This is a genomic window from Undibacterium pigrum (assembly GCF_003201815.1).
GTDB classification, from domain to species: Bacteria; Pseudomonadota; Gammaproteobacteria; order Burkholderiales; family Burkholderiaceae_D; genus Undibacterium; species Undibacterium pigrum.
This window is the reverse complement of record NZ_QJKB01000026.1, coordinates 1-22,639: the sequence shown is the minus strand read 5'-3', so window position 1 is coordinate 22,639 and position 22,639 is coordinate 1. Positions and strand designations below refer to the sequence as shown.

The following is a 22,639-nucleotide window of genomic DNA, read 5'->3' as shown; positions in this document are numbered from 1 at the left end:
TCTGTTGTTTTACCAGCAAATACGGTGGCGTATTCTGCTTGTTTGGAGAAGCTGTCAGCGATTTGGTTCAGCGTGAAATTCTGGGCTGTCCAGTACGCCAGACCACTTGGATCTGCAGGACGGTTGAAATAAGCGATGTAAAGCTTTTGGATATCTGCTGCTGTGTTGGCCATTGCGTGTTGTCCTGTTTAATTGTTATTGACACAAAAAAAATAAAAATCTGTTGAATTCTGGTGACTATCTGTCAGTGCATTTTTTAGCGAGAGAAGATTAGCATGGCATTATCTTTTTACCTGTGACGTGAATCACAATTTCGATCGATTTCAAAAAAATCATCCTGAATACAAAAACAGCCCTGAAATTCAGGGCTGTTTTTGCAATCTAATAAAATGCCACTCTCAATAGGTAAATATTAATAGAAGCATTCATTCAGGCATTAATGAATAATTTTGTCCAGGAAATCGCGAGCGCGTTCCGAGCGGGCATTATTAAAGAATTCATCTTTTGAACAATCTTCAACTATCGCGCCTTTATCCATGAATACAATGCGGTTTGCCACTTTTTTGGCAAAACCCATTTCATGCGTCACGACCATCATGGTCATGCCTTCTTGTGCCAGGCCTACCATGACATCCAGTACTTCATTGATCATTTCCGGATCAAGTGCAGATGTTGGTTCGTCAAACAGCATGGCGATCGGGTCCATGGACAATGCACGGGCAATCGCTACACGCTGTTGCTGACCACCGGACAACTGACCGGGGAACTTGTCCTTGTGTGCCAGCAGGCCGACGCGGTCCAGGTATTTGAGACCACGTTCAGTCGCTTCATCTTCAGAGCGGCCCAGTACTTTAACCTGACCGATAGTCAGGTTCTGGCGTATCGACAGATGCGGAAACAATTCAAAGTTCTGGAACACCATGCCTATGCGTGCGCGCAGTTTGGACAGATTGGTTTTTGGGTCGCCAACAGAAACGCCTTCTACCGTAATCTCGCCTTTCTGGAAAGGCTCCAGACCATTGACGGTTTTGATCAGGGTTGATTTGCCGGAACCGGACGGGCCGCAAACAACCACGACTTCACCTTTGGACACTTCAGTCGTGCAATCGGTCAAGACCTGGAACTGACCATACCATTTACTGACTTTATTCAATTTAATCATTTGAAATCTCCACAATATTCTTAACGTATGATCGCTACTTTTGCCTGCAATTTCTTCACGAGTGCGGACAAGCCAAAGCACATGATGAAATAGACAACCGCTGCGAAGGAATACATTTCCACCAGACGGCCATCGCGCTGCGCCACTTTGGCAGCAGAGCCGAAAAAGTCAGGAATGGACAAGATCGAAACCAGCGACACGTCCTGGAACAAAACAATGGTTTGCGTCAGCAATATGGGGATCATATTGCGGAAAGCCTGAGGCAAGACGATATTACCCATGGTTTGCCAGTAATTCATGCCCATCGCATATCCAGCCCATATCTGTCCACGCGGGATAGACTGTATGCCGGAACGCATGATTTCGCAGTAATAAGCGGCTTCAAACATGACGAAGGTGATCAGACAAGAAGAAAAAGCACCCACGGCCACAGGTTCATTTGCGCCAATTATCCACGCACCAATATAAGGCACCAGGAAGTAAAACCAGAACAGCACCAATACCAGTGGTATCGAGCGCATCAGGTTAACATAACCGGAAGCCACCAGATTGATCAGCTTGTTGCTGGACAAACGCATCATCGCCAATAAAGTGCCGATGATGATACCGCCTGTCATTGACAGGAAGGTCAGTTTCAGTGTGAATACCATGCCAGTCTGGAACAGGTACACCCAGGAACGCTGGATCACATCAAAATCAAAATTACCCATGTTTAGTGCCCTCCACTATTGGCTGAACCAGCGGTAATGAAGCCTGGCACGCGCAGTTTCTTTTCCAACAAATTCGACAGCAGGATCGCGACTACAGATACGATCAGATAGATGATGGTGGCAGCACTGAAAGCCTCAAAAGTCTTAAAGGACATTTCTTGCATGGAACGCGTACTTGCCATCAGCTCTATCAAACCTATGGACAAAGCCACAGAACTGTTTTTGATGATCGCCGCCACTTCATTGATGAGTGAAGGAATGATGATGCGAAATGCCATGGGCAAGAGCACATAGCGGTAAGTTTGCGGCAGGGTCAGGCCCAGTGCCGTTCCCGCCATTTTTTGTCCGCGTGGCAGAGCATTGATACCCGTTGATACCTGTACCGCCACCCTGGCTGAAGTAAAAAAACCCAGGCTCAGTACTGCTGTGACGAAAGGTGCATTCGGCAATTGCTTGAGTGCCGTGCCCCATGATTCAGGCAAGACCTCAGGGAAGACAAAGTACCAGAGAAACATTTGCACAATCAGTGGAATATTCCTGAATAATTCCACATAGGCATTTGCCGCCCTGACCAACCATTTATTTGGTGCTGTGCGCAGTGTCCCTATCACCAGGCCCAAAACCAATGCAATCACCCAGCCCAAACCTGCTGTCGCCAGCGTCCATTTAAGGCCGGCGATCAGGGATTCGAGATAAGTGCCCGTTCCATCGGGCGCAATGTCCCAAAAGATATTCCAATTCCAGTTGTAATTCATATTCTCCTCCTGTGCAGCGCTTTGCGTCCGTTTTGTCAAGATCATGTATACATAGTCTTGCAAAAGAAAACGGGAGGTGCATCCCCCCGTTTTGTCGGACTACCTTGCCTTGCTGTGTATTATTTTTTCTTGTTCAAAACGGCTTTTTGAGCCTCTGGAACAGCAGCATAAGCAGAAGGTTCACCTGAGTCTGTAGGCTTGGCAGCAACTACCTTGAGCTGATCAGACATAGGCCAGTTCAAAGCGATGCCTTTAGGTGGAATAGGCTGCATGAACCATTTGTGGTAGATGCGGTTAACGTCACCAGAAGTCAGTACATTGGAAATAGCTGTATCAACAACTTTCTTGAAAGCTGCATCATCCTTGCGCAACATGATGCCGTATGGCTCAACAGACAGGGCTTCCTTGCTGATTTCATACTCAGAAGGATTTTTTGAATTGGATGCTTGCGATGCCAGCAGGATATCATCCATCACCCAGGCTACTGCACGGCCAGTTTCTACCATCAGGAAAGCTTCTGCATGATCTTTCGCTGGCAAAATATTGATGCCCAGGTTTTGATCAGCATTCAACTGTGTCAATTGCTTCAGGTTGGAAGTGCCGGAAGTGGATACCACTGCCTTGCCCTTCAAGTCCATGAGAGTTTTGACGCCGGAAGATTTTTTCGACAGGATGCGGTTTGCCGTCACAAAAGTAGTCGGTGCAAATGACACCTGTTTTTGACGTTCAACATTATTGGTTGTAGAGCCGCATTCCAGATCAATCGTGCCATTCGCCATCAAAGGGATGCGGGTAGCTGAAGTGACTGGGTTCATTTTGACATTCAGAGATGTCAAACCCAGTTGCTTTTGCACTGCAGTAACAATTTTCAGGCACAAATCAATGGAATAACCTTGATAAGACTGTTTGTCATCCAGGTAGGAAAAAGGAATAGAGGAGTCACGCACACCCAGGGTGATGGTGCCGGTTTCTTTGATTTTTTTCAATGTACCTGAGTCTTGTGCCTGTGCCATACCAGCAATCAAACCCGCACCTACCAGACCTACCATCAATTTCGAAAATTTCATACTGTCTCCAGAAAGTTTAAATCAAAAAATCATGGCTTTGAGTTTAACAAAAACCCTCAGCAAATTACCGTTTTTTTCAATCGGTTTAATACGTATTACTACTTATGAACTACTAAAAATTGGGGCAGCAACAGCTTTCACCCCAACCTTGCAAAGCTTCATGGCAAACCCGGGAAAACCTGAGCTTAACCGCTGCGTAATGCGCTGAGCATAAAACTACCTCTGCCTGGGATGACAAGCAAGGGCAATGCCTGTTAATCCGCCACCTTATCTGTGGGGAAACGTATGTTGTCGCGCAACAGAAAATTCATGGGCATGTTCAAATTTGCCCCTTTTGGGGGCACGGGCTTGCGAAACCATTTGTCATAGAGTTTGGTGACTTCGCCATCGTTCATCAGGCGTGCTACTTCACGGTCAACCAGTGACTTGAATGCGGGGTCATCCTTGCGCAACATGATGGCATAGGGCTCAGTCGACAGGGCATCGCCCACTACGACAAACTTGCTTGGGTCTTTGGCGCTGGCACGCTGCCCATACAAAAGCACGTCATCCACGGTAAAAGCATCGGCCTGGCCGCTCTCTACCATGCTGAAGGATTCATTATGGTCGCTGCCTTCAAGTAATTTCAGATCCAGGCCGCGCACTTTGTCGCGGTCATTGAGCAGCTTGACGGTGGTCGTGCCCTTGGAGGTGACGACTTTTTTGCCCTTGAGGTCAGTCCAGTTTTTGATGCCGGAATCGGCCTTGACGATCATTTTTGCCGTAGCAAAGAAATGGGGAATGGTAAATGCTACCTGCTTGCGACGATCGGCATTATTGGTGGTGGAGCCGCATTCCAGGTCGGCCTTACCTTCAACTATGGCCGGGATGCGCGAACTGCCTGTCACCAGGACGTAATTCACGTTCAACTGTGGCAGCTTGAGTTCTTTTTTGATTGCATCGACCACCTTCAGACAAATGTCCATCGAGTAGCCTATGGGTTTCTTGTCTTCATTCAGGTAAGAAAACGGAAAAGACGCCTCACGGTGCGCGATGGTCACCGTTTGCGTCTCTTTGATGCGTGTCAGGGTATCCGCGGCCAATGAAAGCGAGGAGCACAGGACCAGCGCACAGGGCAAGCCAGCCTTTAACATCCATTTTGAAGCTTCCATATAATCCCCTTTGAACTTAATTCAGGATGGTAATGATAAAGATCAATAAAATTCAACAGAAAAATTCACATTTAACAAAATATTATTCAGTATATTTTACATTCACACTTGCAAAAATTTTAAAAACAAGCATGCAATTATCGTTCCAAGCCTTTGTCCCAAACTTTTAAGCAGGATACTCTGGTAAAACTAAGACCCGATGACATTGAGAATGTCATCAGATTGCCCGCCTTACCGCACAGACGTATATAGGCGGTTAAAGCACGGCATACGACGCAACTCTGGTTTTTCAACCAGAAATCGCGCCGTTTGCTTCACTAAGGCTAACATCATCTATCAGGATAGGTGATTGATAGCTTTTTACAATTCCAGATTATGGATACAGACCACGCACTTCACGTGCCTGCAACACTCTGGAGCAACCGATGATGAAGGCTGCTGTACGCAGGGAGACATTCTTGTCTTCCGTGACCTGCCAGACAGAATTAAAGGCTTCCTTCATGATACGGGTCAAACGCAGGTTGATTTCATCTTCAGACCAGAAATAGCTGGAGAAATCCTGTACCCACTCAAAATAAGACACAGTCACACCACCGGCATTGGCGATGACGTCTGGTACCACCAGCACGCCCTTGTCACGCAAGATATCGTCGGCTTCTGGTGTAGTCGGGCCATTCGCGCCTTCGAGGATGATTTTGGCACGGATCTGGTCAGCATTCTTCAACGTGATTTGCTGCTCCAGGGCTGCCGGGATCATGATATCGCAGTTCACAGACCAGAATTCATCATTTGGCAACACTGCTTCTATGCCTTCAAAACCGGCAACACTGCCTTTGGCTGCGACGTGATCCAGCAATTTGGCAACGTCCAGGCCATTGGAATGGAATATCGTGCCACCGTGATCTTGTACTGCCACGATCTTGGCACCTGCATCCGCAAACAAACGAGCTGCAATACCACCCACATTACCAAAACCTTGCACGGCAATTTTTGCACCTGCAATGTTCAGGCCACGCTTGGCTGCAGCTTCGCTACCAACCACGAATACGCCACGGCCAGTTGCTTCACGACGACCCAGGCTACCACCGAGGGAGATAGGCTTGCCAGTCACCACGCCAGTGGCGGTACGGCCTTCATTCATGGAATAGGTGTCCATCATCCATGCCATGGTTTGCTCGTTGGTATTCACGTCCGGTGCCGGAATATCTTTGTCCGGGCCGATGATGATGCCGATTTCAGATGTGTAACGACGCGTCATGCGCATCAGTTCGCCACGGGACAGAGTTTTTGGATCAACACGGATACCACCCTTGGCACCACCATAAGGCACGTTCACTGCAGAGTTCTTGATCGTCATCCAGGCAGACAAAGCCATCACTTCTGACAGCGTCACATCCTGATGGAAACGCACGCCACCCTTGCCCGGGCCACGGGAAGTGTTGTGCTGTACACGGTAACCTTCGAAGTGAGCAATCGAGCCATCATCGCGCTCGATAGGCACGTCAACGATCAGGATACGCTTGGGGCGTTTCAGGGTTTCTACCCAGCGCGACAAGTGGCCGAGGTATGGGGTAACGCGATCAATTTGCTCAAGGTAAACTGACCAAGGACCTGTCTCTGTCGGGGTAAGATAAGACGGTATCTGGTGCTGGGTGGACATTATATGACCTCTTGAATATGGTTGAACTGGTTTGCGAATCTGGTATTCCAGGCCAGTCTGTCACCGGCGCTGAAAGCAGACGCATAGTAGTCTTTTCATTCTGAAGTCAGCCAATGCTTTGTTTGCATGTATCTATGCATGAAATGCATAACCATGAAAGTGGCTGCATGATATGGGATATTTTTTACAACTCTGCACGTCCGTCATATCAGAGCTTATTCCAGCTTTACAGTATTCATCGGCGCTGAAAAATATATTCAAGCGGCGACAGGTTCACTTTCTGTACGGATGAAAGGAGACCAGGAAGACTCCCACTCTGCATTGAATAAAGCGCAAACACTTATCCCAAGATCGATATTCAAAATCTCAAGTGCAGCACGACTGCCCGCGTCTTCTCTTTTGGCGGCAGTGACAAAGCGCGCAAACGTCTGCCAATCCTGGCTCAGACTCTTCACGAGTATGCGTGCCAGATCATAGGATAAAGTATTGCTTTCTCCGCCACGTGAAAATGAGGCTCCAGACCAAAATTCCTGCATCCTGTCAGCATCCCAGAATTGCAAATGCCTGGCATACAAATTTTTTTCGCTATTCTCCGCCTGCAGAAGTGGACTGAGCTGAAATTCGACATTGACAGCAATCCCTTCATCCAGCCACAGCGGCAATTTCAGATAGTTCAAGGCACTGTGCGTCATTTCATGCGTGATCACAGGTTCTATCATCAATAAATCTGAAAGGACCGTGACAAAATGCGGGCAGCCTGCATCAATAAACATGCCCCCGCTGACTGCAAATTCCCCGCTATCAGGATAATAGGCCGATACATACTGATAGTACATATCCTCATTGTCGAGCACCAGCAAGATACTTTTCATCTCTGGCGGAAATTGTGCGACTTCAGGCAGCAGCCTGGCAATGCGTGCATAATTTTTTTCAATGAATCTGGCACTGGCCTCAATGACATTTGGCTCCGATGACGAGACGATCAAAGCCTTCTCACTTTCATACATATAGCAATGTGAACCTATCCCTTCTTTGAGATAAGCCAGCCATGCGCGTTGCCCCAACAGACGTGCCTCGCGCTGCCGCCCTGCATCATTGATCGTGTTCAGCCACGCATGAAAAGCAGCCCAGTTCATGACGGGGATATTGTCCAGGAAAGTGATATGTTCAAACACATTGAAGCTAGTCGTTCCTGCCAGACTGATGGGGTCCGGTATGTCTTCGCGAATAAATCCAGCAGGCAATTTTTCAAGAGGAAGTGGCCTGCTTTCATGCACGGTTTTGGGCAAGCCTGACATAGCAAAAAAAATGCCAATAAATGGCATGCCCCAGACACTGATTAATAACATCGTTCGCAGAAAACCTGGTTCAACAGCACGCTTGATACGGTGCGCGCAAAAGATATTGAGAGCCAGCAGCAATACCAAGATAAATAAAAAAATTATCATATTCAATAATGTAAAAATTCAGTCTGTTGCTACGCGAATAGCTGAAGGATAAATTGCAGGTAGAGCTAAAGTGCGGAGACCCACTCCATCCTTTTATTGCTATTCACTACGCCTGCGTGACTTTCCATGCTTGCTGCTTTCCAGTTTTTCTGCAATTTGCAATTGCTCCAGATATTCCCATAACCGCGAAACGATCATCTTGCCAGGTCTCTGGATTGAGGGTCGCTCGCGATACAGGCGAATTTCCATATTCACTTCCCAGGCACCACTGCCATCATCAGCGCGGGCCAGTTGTTTTTGCTTGACTTCACGGGTCACCGCAGACTCTGGCAGGAAAGCGACGCCACGGCCTTCCAGTGCCATCATTTTCAGGCCTTCTGCCATATCGGTTTCATAGCATTTTTCCAGATGCAGGGGCTGACGCGTGTCATTCAAGATCAGGTCTACCATGCGACCCAGATAGGCATTGTTGGCATAGGCCAGGAAGGGCAAAGGTTCTCGCTCCAGTCCTGGCAACAGCAATTCCGGCACGCCGTGTTTATCGCAACGGGTATAGGCCCGCAAAGCCTCAGTCCCCATGCTGATCATGTCGTACTGGCTGCTATCGAGCAAAAGTGGCTGGCGTGGATGGTGATAGCACAGCAAAAGATCACAACCACCTTCGACCAGGGTCATGACGGCATCATGCACATTCAGCGCCAGCAGGCGGCTATTGATTTCACCAAAGGCAGCCTCCAGGCTGGTCAGCCAGCGTGGCACATAGGTCAGTGAGAGCGTATGCGGAACAGCAAAGTCTACCGTCGTTTGCGTGGTCGTGCGCTTGCCGCGTAACAGGGCGCGGGCATTATTGATTTGCCCCAGCATGGCAATCGCCTGCTCGTAAAAAACTTCACCTGCATGTGTCAGGCGTGTGGGGTAGGAAGTGCGGTCTATCAGGTCACTTCCCAGCCAGGCTTCCAGCGATTGTATGCGCCGGGAAAATGCCGGTTGCGTCACGTGGCGCAATTCAGCCGAGCGGCTGAAACTATTGGTTTCTGCCAGCGATACAAAATCTTCCAGCCACTTGGTTTCCATTTTTACACACCCATCAATTCAACTTCATCTGCTTCGTCATCATCTTCTTCTGTCTGATCTTTTTTCTTGCTTTGCTGGCGCTCCCACATACGTGTGTAGGCACCGTGCAGGGCCAGCAAATCATGGTGGGTACCACGCTCTATGATGCGCCCTTTGTCCATCACCAGAATCTGCTGGGCATCGACAACGGTAGACAATCTGTGTGCAATCACCAGGCTGGTGCGGCTGCGTGCAATGTCTTTCAACTGGGCCTGTATCAATTGCTCGGCCTGGGAATCAAGCGCGGAAGTGGCTTCATCAAAAATCAGGATGGAAGGATTTTTTAACAGGGTGCGGGCGATAGCCACACGCTGCTTTTCACCACCGGATAATTTCAAGCCGCGCTCACCAACCATGCTGTCATAACCATCTGGCAGCGACTCGATAAAATCATGGATATAGGCCGCCTTGGCGACGGCAATAATCTCTTCTTTGCTGGCACCTGGTTTGCCATAGGCGATGTTGTATTCTATGGTGTCATTGAACAGTACAGTATCTTGCGGGACTATGCCTATTGCCGCCCTGACCGATGCCTGTGTAACGTCGCGCACATCCTGACCATCAATCGAAATATGGCCAGACTGGATATCGTAAAAACGGAATAACAAACGCGATAAAGTCGATTTACCTGAACCGCTATGGCCTACCACTGCCGTGGTCGTTCCCGGTGCAATCGTAAAGTCTACATCAAACAATATCTGACGTTTTTCTTCATAGCTGAAATTCACATGCTGGAAACGGATTTCTGCGCCATTCCTGTGATGTACCTGCAAGACCTGGGCATGGTCGGCATCCGCCACTTCACGGTTTTGTCCCAACAGTGAGAACAGCCTTTCCATATCAGCCAGGCTTTGCTTGATTTCACGGTACAGCACACCCAGAAAATTCAGAGGAATATACAGCTGTATCATGAAGGCATTCACCAGTACCAGGTCACCCAGACTCATCGTGCCATCAATGACACCCTGGGTAGCGCGCCACAAGATCAGGGTCACCGCTGTCGCGATGATCATGGATTGCCCGGTGTTCAGCAAGAACAGGCTGCTCTGCGATTTGACGGCAGCACTTTCATAGCTTTGCAGGCCCTGGTCATAACGCTGGGCTTCGTATTCATCATTGCCAAAATACTTCACCGTTTCATAGTTGAGCAAGGAATCAATGGCCCTGGTGTGCGCCTTGGAATCAAGCTCATTCATGGTACGGCGAAAATGGGTGCGCCATTCAGTGACGGCGATGGTGAACACGATGTACATCACCAGTGCAGTCGCGGTAATCACGGTAAACCATTTATCGTAATGCGTACCCAGATAAATCAATACCAGGCCAATTTCCAGCAAGGTGGGGACGATGCTGAACAAGGCATAGGAAATCAAAGAGGATATCGCCCTGGTGCCGCGTTCTATATCGCGTGTAACACCACCAGTTTGCCGGTTCAGATGAAAGCGCAGGGACAGTGCGTGCAAGTGGCGGAACACTTGCAAAGCGATGGTGCGTACGGCCCGCTGGGTCACCTTGGCAAATACAAATTCGCGCAGTTCAGTAAATAGCGTAGTTGCCAGGCGCAGTGCGCCATAGGCGACCAGCAAACTCACCGGCAAGACCATGACAGCCGCAGGATGAGCAGGGTTAATGGTCATGCTGTCCACCAGGTTTTTCAAGACCATGGGTACACCGACATTGGCCAGTTTGGCAGCCACCAGGAAAGTTAGCGCCAGCAAAACACGCCACTTGTAAGCCCACAAGTAGGGCAACAGGGTTTTGATGGTAGACCAGTCGCCAGACTGCCCATGGGTGCTGGCTGGGCTGGCGGAAGATAATTTACGTACGGATTCTCGGCGTTGCATTAAAAGGGGCACTCGTGTGAGGGTTGAATGAGCTTGTCAGAATTGGCCATGCCAGCGCTGACGTGAATTGGCAATTCAACAAAATCGCCTTCCATACCAAGAAGACAACAGAGAGAAAAACACTTCATGCAAAAACTGCATAGAGAAAATTATAGGCTATAAATCACTTGTCCATCGGCCGCGGACGACAACATACTAAACAACGCACAACACAGCACACAACAGTTGCATCATGACGGACTTTGTCTTGCAGCTATCGTACAATTTGCCTTTCGCTTTCAAAGTCGGCACTTCAATGAGACGGATATGCCTGGCTTGCCAACAAGGTTTTCAATATGAACAAGAATAAACTGGTGATTTTCGGCAGCAGCAATATTTTGTCAGACTTGTTTGACTGCGCACTGGCGCAGGGCCTGGTGGTCTCCAAAATCGTTTTGCATTTGCCAGAAACCGTGGGCGAGCGCGATATCAGCCTGGCCGAGCGCATCAGGGAATGGGCTGCCTATGGCCCCGCGCCTGAAGTGCTGGAACTGGCTGACTTTCAACCGGCAGATGATGAGCTGTATTTGCTGGGACCAACCACCCCCACACGCAATGTACTGGAGCAGGAAATATTGCAACGCTATGCTGAGCATGGGCTGGAATTCCATACCCTTATCCATCCACGGGCCTGTGTGTCACCGCTGGCAACACTGGCAGCCGGTGTTTTTGTCGGCGCCAACAGCGTCATCGGCCCGGGTGCAGTATTGGGCCGCCATGTGTTTGTCAATCGCGGTGTGACGATAGGGCATGACACCCATATTGGTGCATTTTCGCGAGTGCAGCCGGGCAGCAATGTCGGTGGCCTGTCGCGCATAGGCCATAGCGTCACCATCGCCATTGGCGCCACATTGATAGAACGCCTGCAGGTAGGGGATCATGCCTTTATCGGTGCAGGTGCGGTAGTCATCAGCGATACCCAGGCCGGTGCCTTGATGGTGGGAAATCCGGCACGATTCAAGAAGTCTGTGCTGCCATCCGCTGATTGAAACGCGTCACGGCCAGTTCACAAGCTGCCTGCAGGCTGGCTGCTGCCTTGTTCAAATCCAGATAGTCATCAAAGTGTTGTTGCATGGCGAGACCAGCAACCTTTCTGGCTTCAGGGTTGTGCAGCCACTGCATCAGGGTCTGGAAATAATCCTGCAAGCTTGCCTGCGCCGCACCGGCCAATTTGTCACCGCCATCCGAGCCTTGCAAGCTCAGCGCCGGGACAGCCAGGGCCATCGCTTCCGCCACCGCAAAACCACCGCCCATCATGGGTGGATTGATATAGATATCGCTGCATGCCAGGTATTTGACAGCATCTGCACAGAAAGCGATGCATTGCACCTGTCCCTGCGCGGCTGCCTGCAATGAGGATGGCAAAACACCATTACCACCGACGATGAGCCACTGCACCTGAGGATGCTGGTTCAGCACTTGCAACATGGCCGCAGCCCATTCTCCCTTGATGCGCGCCTCACTTTCACTGACCAGAGTGACCAGGATGAGCTTGTCTTGCGCCAGCCCCAAAGACGCGCGGGTATGCGTATGTTGAAGCGCCGGCCTTTGTACCCGGTAGGAATGGTAGTAAGCCTGGCTGACAGGGAATGCAGCAGTCCACTGCGCCGCCTGCAAGCCATTTAATTCTTGCTGCGCAGTCAGCCATACATCGGCAGGCAACATCGGCGACAGGGAATTGATGCCCAGGCTCAGCACAGGACGCGCTGGATAAACCGCGGCAGCCAGGCCAGCATACAAACCGACAAACATCACCAGGTCAGGATCAAACAAGGCAATCTGGCCCAGCAGGCTCTTCCATCTTTGCAGCAGCGAAAAACGTGTATCCCCAGTCATGACCTGCCCGCCCTGCCCCAGGTATTTATCCCAGCCAGCAGTGACAAACTGTGGTTCCGGTGTGTAGGAATGGCTGCCCAGATAATGTTTAAAGTCCGGCCCCAGCATTTCTTGCGCAGAATACAGCACGACTTCATAACCAAGCTGGCGCAGATTTTCTGCCTGCTGCAAGGCCATCAATGTGGGTGGATGCTTGATATTGCTGACATAGGGTGCGATCAGCGCGACCTTGCGTACACTGCCGATACTGCGGTTTTTCAACACCTGCTTGACCTGCACTTGCTGCCCTATCCAGGTATTGAGACTGGCAGCAATCGCTGGCAGGGACAGCTCTTGCAGCCTTTGCCGGAAAGCCTGGCGGTCAGGAATATCCAGCAATACTCTTTGCCAGGCATATTGCAGGAAAGTCATGAGCCGGTCGGCATCATGGGGTTGTAAAGTCAGCACGATTTGCCCGGCTTGCTGCAGATATTCTGGCCTGCCCGTCAGCATATCCAAAAAGGTGGCGCGATAAAAACCAGCCAGACCAGTCGCGGCAACATTCGCCAGCAAAAACTGCTCCAGTTGCAAGCTCAAGGCAGGTCTGGCCTGACGGCGCATCAGATCTACCATCTGATGCCAGCCATGGCTGGCGGTGGGATTGGCGACGGTACGCATGACTACATCGTCCAGCAATCTTGCTTCTTCCTGATTTTCTGCCATCGTCTGCTCTTTATCTATTCTGGATTTTTCTCAAAATTATCCGTGAAATTATTACATTGTCATCGACTTTACAATATATCACCCCGCAAGTCGCTGGCAATTCGCTTGCTTTACTCAGCATGCATGAAATCTGGTTTAAGATTTGTCTCACTATATTCCACTCACTTTACATTGACATCATCATGACTGAACAAATTAGCAACGGGCTGCCATCTCATATGCCCACACTCAGGGTCATGCCCATGCCTGCAGATGCCAACGTCCATGGCGACGTGTTTGGCGGCTGGATCATGTCGCAGGTCGATATTGCCGGTGCCATCCCAGCAGCACGCCGTGCCAATGGCCGGGTTGCGACGATCGCGGTTAATTCTTTCCTGTTCAAGCAGCCGGTCTTCGTCGGCGACCTCTTGTCGTTTTATGCAGAAGTGATCAAGGTGGGTAATACCTCGATCACGGTATCAGTAGAAGTCTATGCAGAGCGTAATCGTCTGCAGGCATCGACTGTCAAAGTCACTGAAGCAACCCTGACTTATGTCGCCACCGGCGATGATCGCAAACCGCGTCAGATTCCACCACTGGAAGATATTAGCAAGGTGGGTTGAACATAGTCATGAAGTTATCGCGCCGTTCGTTTTTACAGCAGTCCCTGCAATTCACTACCTTTGCTGCACTGGCCCAGGCTTTTCCCGGATGGGCGGCCGAGCGCAGCAGTGTTTATCCATTCAGCCTGGGGGTGGCTTCAGGCTCACCCAGGCATGACAGCGTGGTTTTGTGGACACGCCTATTGCCCGAGCCTTTGAATGCAGCGGCCCTGCCTGCCGTACCCTATAAGCTGCGCTGGGAAATTGCCGAAGACGAGCAATTTTTTCGCCTGGTCAACAAGGGCGAAACCCATGCCCTGCCTGAGCTGGCCCACAGCGTGCATGTCGATGTGACTGGCTTGCAGCCAGATCGCTGGTATTGGTATCGCTTCATACTGGGCGACGCAATCAGCCCGGTGGCACGCACCCGTACCGCACCTGCTGCCGACACCATGCCCAGCAATTTACGCCTGGCCATCGCTTCTTGTCAGCACTGGGAATTTGGTGAATATGCTGCACACCGTCATATCGCCGCAGCCAATCCTGACCTGGTGGCATTTCTGGGTGACTATATTTATGAATGGGGGCCTTATGATCTGCGCCATGCAGCCAAGCCACGCAACCGCGATATAGAGAGTTTCAGCCTGGCAGAATACCGCGCCCGTTATGCCCAGTACAAGACCGATCCGCAATTGCAGGCTGCCCACCATGTAGCGCCCTGGATAGTCACCTGGGATGATCATGAAGTCGCCAATGATTATGGCAACGACAGGGATGAAAGACTGGACGTCAACTTCATGGCGCGCCGAGCTGCTGCCTATCAGGCGTTTTATGAGCATATGCCGGTACGTTTGCACTCCAGCCATACTGACTTTGCCAATATGCGTATCTATGATCGCTATGACTGGGGCAGGCTGGCAAAATTCCACGTGCTCGATAGCCGGCAATACCGTTCTTATCAGGCATGTGCGAAAACTGGCCGTGGTGGTTCCAACTCCATCAGCAATGCTGAGTGCAGTGAAAGAATGGACCCTACCCGCACCATGCTGGGCATAGAACAGGAAAAATGGCTGGCCCGCGGCTTTACCAATTCAAATGCCAAGTGGAATATTCTTACCCAGCAAACCTTGATGGCACAATCCAGCCAGACTGCCGTCAGCCATGAGGGCGAAGGCAAATTCTGGACCGATGGCTGGGATGGTTATCCCGCTGCAAGATTGCGCTTGATGGAGGATTTGCAAAAACATAAACCATCAAATCCTGTCGTCATTTCGGGTGATGTGCATACCTTCTATGCGGCGAATCTGAAACGCGATTTTTACAACAAGGCTTCTGCCAGCAACCCGATACTGGCGACAGAGTTTTGTGGCACCTCGGTTACCTCAAGCTCGCGTCCGCAGGAACGTACCGACCAGTATGTGGCACAAAATCCGCATATCAAATATGGCCGCAGTGACAAACGTGGTTTCATGCTGGTGGATGTTTCGCAAACCAGGATGCAGACACATTTCCTTGGCCTGGACGATGTGGCAAGAGCAGATTCCGGAATCGCCACACTCAAGAGTTTTGTTGTTGAGGATGGCAAGCCTGGTGTGGTCTCTGCCTGAAAATCTCATGCGTAAACCAATAAAAAAGGAAGGCTATGCCTTCCTTTTTTAAGCTGGATCAAGCTGCCTGATCAAGATGTATTAGCAATTAAGCTTTCTTTTCATCCCGCAATTCGCGACGCAAAATCTTGCCTACATTGGTCTTGGGCAAATCAGCGCGGAACTCGATGTACTTGGGTTTTTTGTATGCGGTAAATTGCTCCTTACAATAGTCCATGAGCTGGTCCACGGTCAGCGAAGGATCTTTGCGTACCACAAACAATTTCACTGCCTCGCCAGAATTGGCATCAGGCACGCCGATACAGGCACATTCAAGCACGCCTGGATGCGCGACGATGACTTCTTCAATTTCATTCGGATAGACATTGAAACCGGATACCAGGATCATGTCTTTCTTGCGATCGACTATCTTGGTGTAGCCGCGCTCATCCATGATACCAACGTCGCCAGTCTTGAAGAAACCATCGTCTGTCATGACCTTGGCCGTTTCTTCTGGGCGGTTCCAGTAACCCACCATGACTTGCGGGCCACGGATGGCGATTTCACCCCGTTCACCCAAAGCGACTGGCTTGCCGTCATCATCCAGAATGGCAATTTCTGTTGAAGGAATAGGCATGCCTATGGTGCCGGAAAATACCTTGGTATCAGCCGGGTTGGCAGTGGCAACAGGTGAAGTTTCGGACAAGCCATAACCTTCGGCAATTGCGCAGCCAGTGGTAGCCAGCCATTTGTCTGCCACGGCTTTTTGCACGGCCATGCCACCGCCGCTGCAAATTTCATAGCCAGAAAAATCGAGTGCGGCAAAACCAGGGTTATTCAGCAAGCCGTTATACAAGGTATTCACCGCCGGGAAAATATTCACCCTGTACTTGCCCAACTCCTTGATGAAGCCAGGGATATCGCGCGGATTGGGGATCAGCAAATTCAGCGCACCAATACGCGTGCCCAGCAAGCTGCAGACTGTCAGCGCAAAAATGTGATACAGCGGCAAGGCACAGACGATGACTTTTTGTTCATCGGCATGACCAGCCATGCTGGGTGACAGCCAGGCATCGTTTTGCAGGATGTTGGCAACCACATTCTTATGCGACAGAGTCGCGCCTTTGGAGACGCCGGTAGTGCCGCCTGTGTACTGCAGGAATGCCACATCGTCATGCGTAGTAGTCACAGGCGTGAAGCTGCTGCTTGCTGCTTCAGACATCACTTTATTAAAGCGTATGGCGTTAGGCAATGAAAATGCCGGCACCATTTTTTTGACATGGCGCACGACAAAATTGACGATAGTGCCTTTCAGTGCACCCAGCATCTCGCCCATATTGGCGACGATGATGTGCTTGATTGCGGTCTTGCTGAGAACCTGTTCCAGCGTGGTCGCGAAATTTTCCAGAATGAAAATGGCTTCTGCACCAGAGTCCTTGAGTTGATGCTCAAGCTCACGCGGTGTGTACAGAGGATTGACGTTCACCACGGTATAACCAGCACGCAAGACCGCTGCCATGACGACTGGGTATTGCAAGACATTGGGCATCATGATGGCTACGCGCGCCCCTTTTTTCAAACCTCTGGCTTGCAACCAGCCTGCCAGTTGCCTGGACATGTTATCCAGCTCACCGTAGGTAATGCGCTTGTCCATACAGGCATAGGCATCACGAGTAGCAAATTTTTTAAATGACTCTTCCATCATCTGCACCAGGGATTGGTACTGATTGATATCAATGTCTGCCGGTACGCCTGCAGGATAGTTCTTCAGCCAAATTTTATCCATATCTTCCATCTCCAGTGATTGTTGTTTTTGGCGTTGCGCTGCAGTTTTTTGCTCTCATTTATTTTTGTAATAAGCGCTGTAATAAGCATTGCAATAAACTCTACAGCACACGCTTAGTACATATATAAATGATAAGCCTTGCAGGCATGCGTTCCCTGCTTCGATGCTATCGGCTAAGTTCGGCTAAAGCAAGCGATTTAAAGCCTAGTTGAGGGCATTCTCTATGAAAATTCCGCAGCGCAGCAAAATTTTACCGGTTGATTTTCTGTGTTTTTGAGATAGAACAAAATCAGCCTGACATCTTCATGGCAGGCCGATCTTCTTATCTCGTCATGTGGGGACAGTAATCTATGCCGGGCTCTCCGGCGCGCATTTTTCGACTTCTACCAGCAAGTCATAAAAAGTCGGGCCACCGCCCATGTCGGTCAGGCGCTGGCTGGTGACTTCATTGGCATTCTTATGATCGCCAGCAAGTTTTTTCCACCATATCGACAAGCCCACTACCAGGCCCGGTCTGGCTTTATCGGTGACGCGCGCTATCGCTTCAAAACTGCCCCTGTCATTGTATATCCTGAGCTTGTCGCCCTGTACGATATGACGGCTGGCAGCATCCTGAGGATGAATATCCAGATGCGGCTGGCCCTCGGTATCACGCAGGCTTTGCACGTTGACGAAAGTGGAGTTCAAAAAATTGCGTGCAGGTGGAGAAATCATGGCCAGTGGATAGCGCGCTGCCAGTTCGGCATTTGATGCCAGTGATTCATAGGGAGCGATATACGCAGGCAGAGGATCCAGCCCGTCTCGCTTCATGCTTTCGCTATAAAACTCGCACTTGCCGGATGGCGTACCAAAACCACCATGCGCAAACGGCGCATCTGCCACTTTCAATTTTGCCCAGCCTGCTTTCTTCAGGGAAGACCAGTCAAAATGCACGGCATGCGCATGATTTTTATTAAAGGCCAGTGCAGCGATATCATCATCGCTGTCTGTAAAACAGGCATCGTCAAAACCCATGGCCCTGGCGATCAGGCGGAAAATCTCGGTATTCGGTTTGGCTTCTCCCATAGGCGCAATCGCCGGATTATTCGCCATCATATACAGGTGACCATAGGTGCTATGAATATCGGTATGTTCCAGTTGCGTTGTCGCAGGCAACAGGATATCTGCATAGTCAGCAGTATCCGTCTGGAAGTGTTCCAGCACTACGGTAAACAAATCTTCCCGCGCAAAAGCTTGCGCCACTTTGGATGATTCCGGTGCCACAGCAACGGGATTGGAATTGTAGACAATCACGGCTCCCACCTTGGGACCGAACTCTGGCGATGCCTCTCTCAACAAATCGTCGCCTATGGTGCTCATATTGATGGTACGGCGAGGCAAGCCTTCAGGAAATAAATCCGGCCTTTGCAAGGCTGTGGTATTTTTTGGGAAGGCATCTGACATAGACAATTGCGTACCGCCAGCAGCATGTCGCCAGGCACCGGTCAATGCCGGCAGGCAGGCGATATTGCGGACTGCCATGCCACCGCCATGCACCCTTTGCACGCCATAATTCATGCGTATCATGCTGGCTTCACCGCGCTTGCCGCATTCGCCATAATCATGTGCCAGCTGTTCCACTTCACCTGCTCTAATGCCACACACTTCAGCGACACGCTCTGGTGTCCATGCGGCTACCCGCTCACGCAATTCTTCAAAGCCCAGGGTATGTTCAGCGATGTAGTCGTGATCCAGCAAATCATCGCGTATCAGGACGTGCATGAGACCCAGCGCCAGCGCAGAGTCTGTACCTGGCAACAGGGCAATATGCTGATGACATTTTTCTGCGGTCAATGAGCGATAAGGATCAATCGCGATCAGCTTCGCACCATTGCGCTTGGCTTCTTGTACACGCATCCAGAAATGCAGATTGGAAGCAATGGGATTGCCGCCCCACATGATGATCAGCCTGGCATTCTGGGTATGTTCTATGTCAGCACCCTGACGTGTGCCTACCGTATATTTATAACCAACACCTCCTGCCGTCGCACATATCGTGCGATCAAGAAACGACGCACCAATCTTGTTGAAGAAGCGCATCGCCATGCTCTCGCCCTGCACCAGGCCCATGGTGCCGGCATAGCTATAGGGCAGTATGGACAAAGGATTACTGGCAGCTAGCGGCTTGAGTCTTTCAGCAATCGTCGCTATCGCTTCATCCCATGTGATGCGGACAAACTTGCCCTCGCCTTTTTTACCCACGCGCTTTTGCGGGTACAACAAGCGGTCAGGATGATAAGTGCGCTCTGTATAACGCGATACCTTGGTACACAGAACACCTGCGGTAGTCGGATGTGCGGGGTCGCCCTTGACTGCGGTGGCGACGCCATCTTCTACTGTCACATGCAGGGCGCAGGTATCGGGGCAATCATGCGGGCATACGGCTTTGACGATAGTGCTGCTCATAGTAATCCTGTTTCCATTGTTTGCTTCTTGCATCTGTTGATATTACTGCCGTGTTGCTTTTGCTGGTCATCACTGGCTCGTACTATCTTATGCCAGAGCCTGTTCTGCTTACCGATACACAAATGCTGTTTTTTTACGGATCAGCAGAATTACTGTTAACCAGGCAATATGTCCTGCCTGTCGCTCAGACGCTTGCCGGGGTTCTTTTGTTCCAGTGCCAGCAAAGCCGCTGAATGATCGGCGTGTGGATAAACTGGCAGCAAGCTGCGGTAAACATCGGTTACCAGTCTGGTAATCGGTAAATCCACACCTGCATGCTGTGCCGCGATGAGGATATTTTCCATATCCTTGGCCTGGCTTTTGACCTGACCACCCGGCATGAAAGTCCTGTCCAGCATGCGTTGCCCATGCACTTCCAGTATCCGGCTCTCAGCAAAGCCACCACGCAAAGCCTGCCTTACTGCCGCCGGATCAGCACCACCGGCCTGCGCCAGCAATAAGGCCTCGGCCACGATATTGATCGTTGCACCCACAATCAGTTGATTGCAGAGCTTGGCTAATTGCCCTGTACCCGGACCACCGACACGCTGCGGCTTTCCCATGACAGACAATAGTTCTACTACTGAAAGATAAACCGCTTCATCTGCACCCGCCATAATGGCCAGACTGCCAGCCTCAGCACCAATGACACCGCCAGACACTGGCGCATCAATAAAATGCACCCCCTGCTTTTGCAGCAAGGCATGCAGGGCCTGTGCCTGCGACTGCTGTATCGAACTCATGTCAATGACGATACTGCCCGCACGCAGGGCAGGCAGTATTTGCGCTATCACCGCAGCCACAGCATCGCCATCTTCCAGCATGGTAATCACGACATCTGCACCGGATTGCTGAACTGCCAGCAAGGCGGTATCTGCAACGATGACGCCATCTGCAATTAGCGCCTCAGCTTTGGTACGGGTGCGATTCCATGCCGTTACAGGATAAGCCGCAACTGATAAACGACGTGCCATAGGCTTGCCCATCAAGCCCGTACCCAGAAATGCGATATTTGTTTCAGCGACTGGTTTCACATTGATCCTTTAATGCAGATATGATTGCCGGAACTAAATTGTAATCCCTTGCTCTCAAGAGCGTATTGTCAGACATTGCTACAATAGGGGCTGTGGTTTGATATTCATGTCCTGTTGATTTCTTATTTTCACCTGAAAGCCCATTTTATGCGCCTGCGTATTTCATCTTTAATCGCCGTTGCTGTCACGGCAATGTGTACCAGTTCTTCCGTGTTCGCCATTGATTCTGGTTCGCTGGAATTTGCCACTGGCAATAAAACCAAGATGCTGCGCCTCGGCCTGCAATCGAACTGGGATAATAAATGGTTTGCCTCCAACGGTACCCATATCGGCGGCTATTGGGACTATACCCTTGCACAATGGCGCGGCAGTAACTTCCAGGGCAAGGGCGGCACGCAAAATCTGGCTGATATCGGTGTCACCCCGGTTTTCCGTTTCCAGAACGATAGCAAAAAAGGTTTTTATGGCGAAGCTGGCATAGGCTTGCACATGCTGTCAGAAATCTATGACAACAACAGCCGCCATTTCTCTACCAACTTCCAGTTCGGTGACCATATCGGCGTTGGCTACGTCACCAAAGATGGCTGGGATTTGAGCTTCAAGATCCAGCACTATTCAAACGGCGGTGTTAAACGTCCAAATCCAGGTGTGAATTTTGCGGTGTTGAAGGCTGGATACGCATTTTAAGTCTTGCCAGCACTGACAGTAAAAAAGGCTGCTCATACGCAGCCTTTTCTTTAAGTCTTCAATAGAGAAATGCAAAGCATCGCTCCATAGGCCATTTTTACTGTTTATTAGTCAGTGATAATCTGGTTTTTGATATCAAGCTCGCTTAAACGCTGAGCCAATTCACGCATTTCGTGCAGATCCATTACTATTTCCGAAGATCTTCCATCATGCAAATGCTTGATTTCATTGAAGGTAAAGCCTCGATAAAGTTCACGCTTTAAGAAATAGAGCTGCTTTGCTGAGAAAACCTGCATCTCAATTCGCAAAATAGGCTCTTGCCCAATTCCATCGGGAAATCCCAACATTGGAGTTCCCTGGGATTCAAATGCAACACACTTGCCATCTGCAGCGGCTTGATCAAAGTCTTCCTGCGTATCTACCCAATGCACTTGCTGACTGCAACTATCACAATACCTCGTTAGCAGATCCTCTGTTTGAGTTAACTCAGTCCATGTCTTTGGACAAATGAAGGATAGATTGCACGTAATCATGAAGAATATTTGAAATACATAAATTGGAATCCTGATCGAAAAGTATACCGAAAATCATGGGAATAATAAGACAAGCGAGTACTTCTGTTAAGCAACTCTCACGAGTGGCTTATCATACTAGTGACAGATACTCTCTTTGCTGATCCACGAAAGCCGCAAGGCACCTGCCTGCGCAGGAGCGACGGTTTAAAGTTTCACCGTTGAAATGTGTGCATGCAGATGCAAAGGCTTGAACTATCCAGCAAGTTGAGCAGCGATGCTGGCAGCCAGCCATCAGATGATAAGAGAGTTAGCTTAAACCCCGTCGCTGCAGCGCAGGCTGGAGCCTGGTGTCGTTGGTCGATGCACCGAGCATTGATCAAGAGAGAGAATAAGTGATCAGACAGTGCCTACTGCGGCAGGGGAGCGATATAGTCCCAAGAATGAAATAAAAAGGCTGAGTCACAGAGTAAAAGCAGAGA

The 22,639-nt window shown here is 50.1% G+C and carries 18 protein-coding genes; 4 read left to right on the top strand and 14 right to left on the bottom strand.

Annotated elements, in window-relative coordinates:
- Window positions 1-436 precede the first annotated feature (436 nt).
- From DFR42_RS28440 to DFR42_RS28400, 9 genes are all read right to left on the bottom strand, one after another.
- Entirely contained in the window at window positions 437-1,162 is a 726-nt protein-coding gene (locus tag DFR42_RS28440; RefSeq protein WP_110258451.1) for an amino acid ABC transporter ATP-binding protein, read from the bottom strand.
- 20 nt (window positions 1,163-1,182) lie between these two features.
- Window positions 1,183-1,872, bottom strand: coding sequence for an amino acid ABC transporter permease (locus DFR42_RS28435; protein WP_110258450.1), 690 nt, complete (start codon window positions 1,870-1,872; stop codon window positions 1,183-1,185).
- 2 nt (window positions 1,873-1,874) lie between these two features.
- On the bottom strand, window positions 1,875-2,627 hold the full coding sequence (locus tag DFR42_RS28430) for an amino acid ABC transporter permease (RefSeq protein ID WP_110258455.1): 753 nt from the start codon (window positions 2,625-2,627) through the stop codon (window positions 1,875-1,877).
- 119 nt (window positions 2,628-2,746) lie between these two features.
- Entirely contained in the window at window positions 2,747-3,694 is a 948-nt protein-coding gene (locus tag DFR42_RS28425) for a transporter substrate-binding domain-containing protein (protein WP_110258449.1), read from the bottom strand.
- A 254-nt stretch (window positions 3,695-3,948) separates the two neighbouring features.
- Window positions 3,949-4,845, bottom strand: coding sequence for an amino acid ABC transporter substrate-binding protein (locus DFR42_RS28420; protein ID WP_245937123.1), 897 nt, complete (start codon window positions 4,843-4,845; stop codon window positions 3,949-3,951).
- Between the two features lie 373 nt (window positions 4,846-5,218).
- A complete protein-coding gene (locus tag DFR42_RS28415; protein ID WP_110258448.1) occupies window positions 5,219-6,505 on the bottom strand; it encodes a Glu/Leu/Phe/Val family dehydrogenase in 1,287 nt (428 codons plus the stop codon).
- A gap of 257 nt (window positions 6,506-6,762) precedes the next feature.
- Complete coding sequence (locus DFR42_RS28410) at window positions 6,763-7,854, bottom strand: hypothetical protein (protein ID WP_146219004.1); 1,092 nt, start codon at window positions 7,852-7,854, stop codon at window positions 6,763-6,765.
- A 198-nt stretch (window positions 7,855-8,052) separates the two neighbouring features.
- The gene (locus tag DFR42_RS28405; RefSeq protein ID WP_110258446.1) at window positions 8,053-9,027 is read right to left on the bottom strand and encodes a LysR family transcriptional regulator; all 975 of its coding nucleotides are present in this window, start codon (window positions 9,025-9,027) and stop codon (window positions 8,053-8,055) included.
- 2 nt (window positions 9,028-9,029) lie between these two features.
- Window positions 9,030-10,910 carry an ABCB family ABC transporter ATP-binding protein/permease gene (locus tag DFR42_RS28400; RefSeq protein WP_110258445.1) on the bottom strand — a complete coding sequence of 627 codons (1,881 nt, stop codon included), beginning with the start codon at window positions 10,908-10,910 and terminating at the stop codon, window positions 9,030-9,032.
- A 335-nt stretch (window positions 10,911-11,245) separates the two neighbouring features.
- On the opposite strand from DFR42_RS28400, the gene DFR42_RS28395 reads away from it, so the two are divergent.
- Window positions 11,246-11,938 carry an acetyltransferase gene (locus tag DFR42_RS28395; protein WP_110258444.1) on the top strand — a complete coding sequence of 231 codons (693 nt, stop codon included), beginning with the start codon at window positions 11,246-11,248 and terminating at the stop codon, window positions 11,936-11,938.
- On the opposite strand, the gene DFR42_RS28390 is transcribed toward DFR42_RS28395, so the two are convergent.
- Entirely contained in the window at window positions 11,907-13,487 is a 1,581-nt protein-coding gene (locus DFR42_RS28390) for a glycosyltransferase (RefSeq protein ID WP_110258443.1), read from the bottom strand. The genes DFR42_RS28395 and DFR42_RS28390 overlap by 32 nt on opposite strands.
- Before the next feature lie 182 nt (window positions 13,488-13,669).
- On the opposite strand from DFR42_RS28390, the gene DFR42_RS28385 reads away from it, so the two are divergent.
- Window positions 13,670-14,089 carry an acyl-CoA thioesterase gene (locus tag DFR42_RS28385; protein ID WP_110258453.1) on the top strand — a complete coding sequence of 140 codons (420 nt, stop codon included), beginning with the start codon at window positions 13,670-13,672 and terminating at the stop codon, window positions 14,087-14,089.
- A gap of 8 nt (window positions 14,090-14,097) precedes the next feature.
- Window positions 14,098-15,675, top strand: a complete 1,578-nt coding sequence (locus DFR42_RS28380; RefSeq protein WP_110258442.1) for an alkaline phosphatase D family protein — start codon at window positions 14,098-14,100, stop codon at window positions 15,673-15,675.
- Window positions 15,676-15,763: 88 nt separating this feature from the next.
- On the opposite strand, the gene DFR42_RS28375 is transcribed toward DFR42_RS28380, so the two are convergent.
- The 3 genes from DFR42_RS28375 to DFR42_RS28365 all read right to left on the bottom strand — a co-directional run bounded on the left by DFR42_RS28375 (window position 15,764) and on the right by DFR42_RS28365 (window position 20,958).
- Window positions 15,764-17,440, bottom strand: coding sequence for a long-chain-fatty-acid--CoA ligase (locus DFR42_RS28375; RefSeq protein WP_110258452.1), 1,677 nt, complete (start codon window positions 17,438-17,440; stop codon window positions 15,764-15,766).
- A 348-nt stretch (window positions 17,441-17,788) separates the two neighbouring features.
- Window positions 17,789-19,885, bottom strand: a complete 2,097-nt coding sequence (locus tag DFR42_RS28370; protein ID WP_110258441.1) for a molybdopterin-containing oxidoreductase family protein — start codon at window positions 19,883-19,885, stop codon at window positions 17,789-17,791.
- 155 nt (window positions 19,886-20,040) lie between these two features.
- Window positions 20,041-20,958 (bottom strand): NAD(P)-dependent oxidoreductase, encoded by a 918-nt coding sequence (locus DFR42_RS28365; protein ID WP_281275201.1) that lies wholly within the window; start codon window positions 20,956-20,958, stop codon window positions 20,041-20,043.
- A gap of 147 nt (window positions 20,959-21,105) precedes the next feature.
- Here DFR42_RS28365 and DFR42_RS28360 point away from each other — a divergent pair, with 147 nt between their 5' ends.
- Window positions 21,106-21,645 (top strand): acyloxyacyl hydrolase, encoded by a 540-nt coding sequence (locus tag DFR42_RS28360; protein ID WP_110258439.1) that lies wholly within the window; start codon window positions 21,106-21,108, stop codon window positions 21,643-21,645.
- Window positions 21,646-21,752: 107 nt separating this feature from the next.
- On the opposite strand, the gene DFR42_RS28355 is transcribed toward DFR42_RS28360, so the two are convergent.
- Complete coding sequence (locus DFR42_RS28355; RefSeq protein ID WP_146219003.1) at window positions 21,753-22,076, bottom strand: hypothetical protein; 324 nt, start codon at window positions 22,074-22,076, stop codon at window positions 21,753-21,755.
- Window positions 22,077-22,639 lie beyond the last annotated feature (563 nt).

Coding starts and splice junctions, on each gene's coding strand:
- DFR42_RS28380 (WP_110258442.1), top strand. CDS start 14,098: ATGAAGTTATCGCGCCGTTCGTTTTTACAGCAGTCCCTGCAATTCACT.
- DFR42_RS28410 (WP_146219004.1), bottom strand. CDS start 7,854: ATGTTATTAATCAGTGTCTGGGGCATGCCATTTATTGGCATTTTTTTT.
- DFR42_RS28420 (WP_245937123.1), bottom strand. CDS start 4,845: ATGGAAGCTTCAAAATGGATGTTAAAGGCTGGCTTGCCCTGTGCGCTG.
- DFR42_RS28405 (WP_110258446.1), bottom strand. CDS start 9,027: ATGGAAACCAAGTGGCTGGAAGATTTTGTATCGCTGGCAGAAACCAAT.
- DFR42_RS28395 (WP_110258444.1), top strand. CDS start 11,246: ATGAACAAGAATAAACTGGTGATTTTCGGCAGCAGCAATATTTTGTCA.
- DFR42_RS28375 (WP_110258452.1), bottom strand. CDS start 17,440: ATGGATAAAATTTGGCTGAAGAACTATCCTGCAGGCGTACCGGCAGAC.
- DFR42_RS28435 (WP_110258450.1), bottom strand. CDS start 1,872: ATGGGTAATTTTGATTTTGATGTGATCCAGCGTTCCTGGGTGTACCTG.
- DFR42_RS28370 (WP_110258441.1), bottom strand. CDS start 19,885: ATGAGCAGCACTATCGTCAAAGCCGTATGCCCGCATGATTGCCCCGAT.
- DFR42_RS28400 (WP_110258445.1), bottom strand. CDS start 10,910: ATGCAACGCCGAGAATCCGTACGTAAATTATCTTCCGCCAGCCCAGCC.
- DFR42_RS28430 (WP_110258455.1), bottom strand. CDS start 2,627: ATGAATTACAACTGGAATTGGAATATCTTTTGGGACATTGCGCCCGAT.
- DFR42_RS28390 (WP_110258443.1), bottom strand. CDS start 13,487: ATGGCAGAAAATCAGGAAGAAGCAAGATTGCTGGACGATGTAGTCATG.
- DFR42_RS28415 (WP_110258448.1), bottom strand. CDS start 6,505: ATGTCCACCCAGCACCAGATACCGTCTTATCTTACCCCGACAGAGACA.
- DFR42_RS28425 (WP_110258449.1), bottom strand. CDS start 3,694: ATGAAATTTTCGAAATTGATGGTAGGTCTGGTAGGTGCGGGTTTGATT.
- DFR42_RS28360 (WP_110258439.1), top strand. CDS start 21,106: ATGCGCCTGCGTATTTCATCTTTAATCGCCGTTGCTGTCACGGCAATG.
- DFR42_RS28385 (WP_110258453.1), top strand. CDS start 13,670: ATGACTGAACAAATTAGCAACGGGCTGCCATCTCATATGCCCACACTC.
- DFR42_RS28440 (WP_110258451.1), bottom strand. CDS start 1,162: ATGATTAAATTGAATAAAGTCAGTAAATGGTATGGTCAGTTCCAGGTC.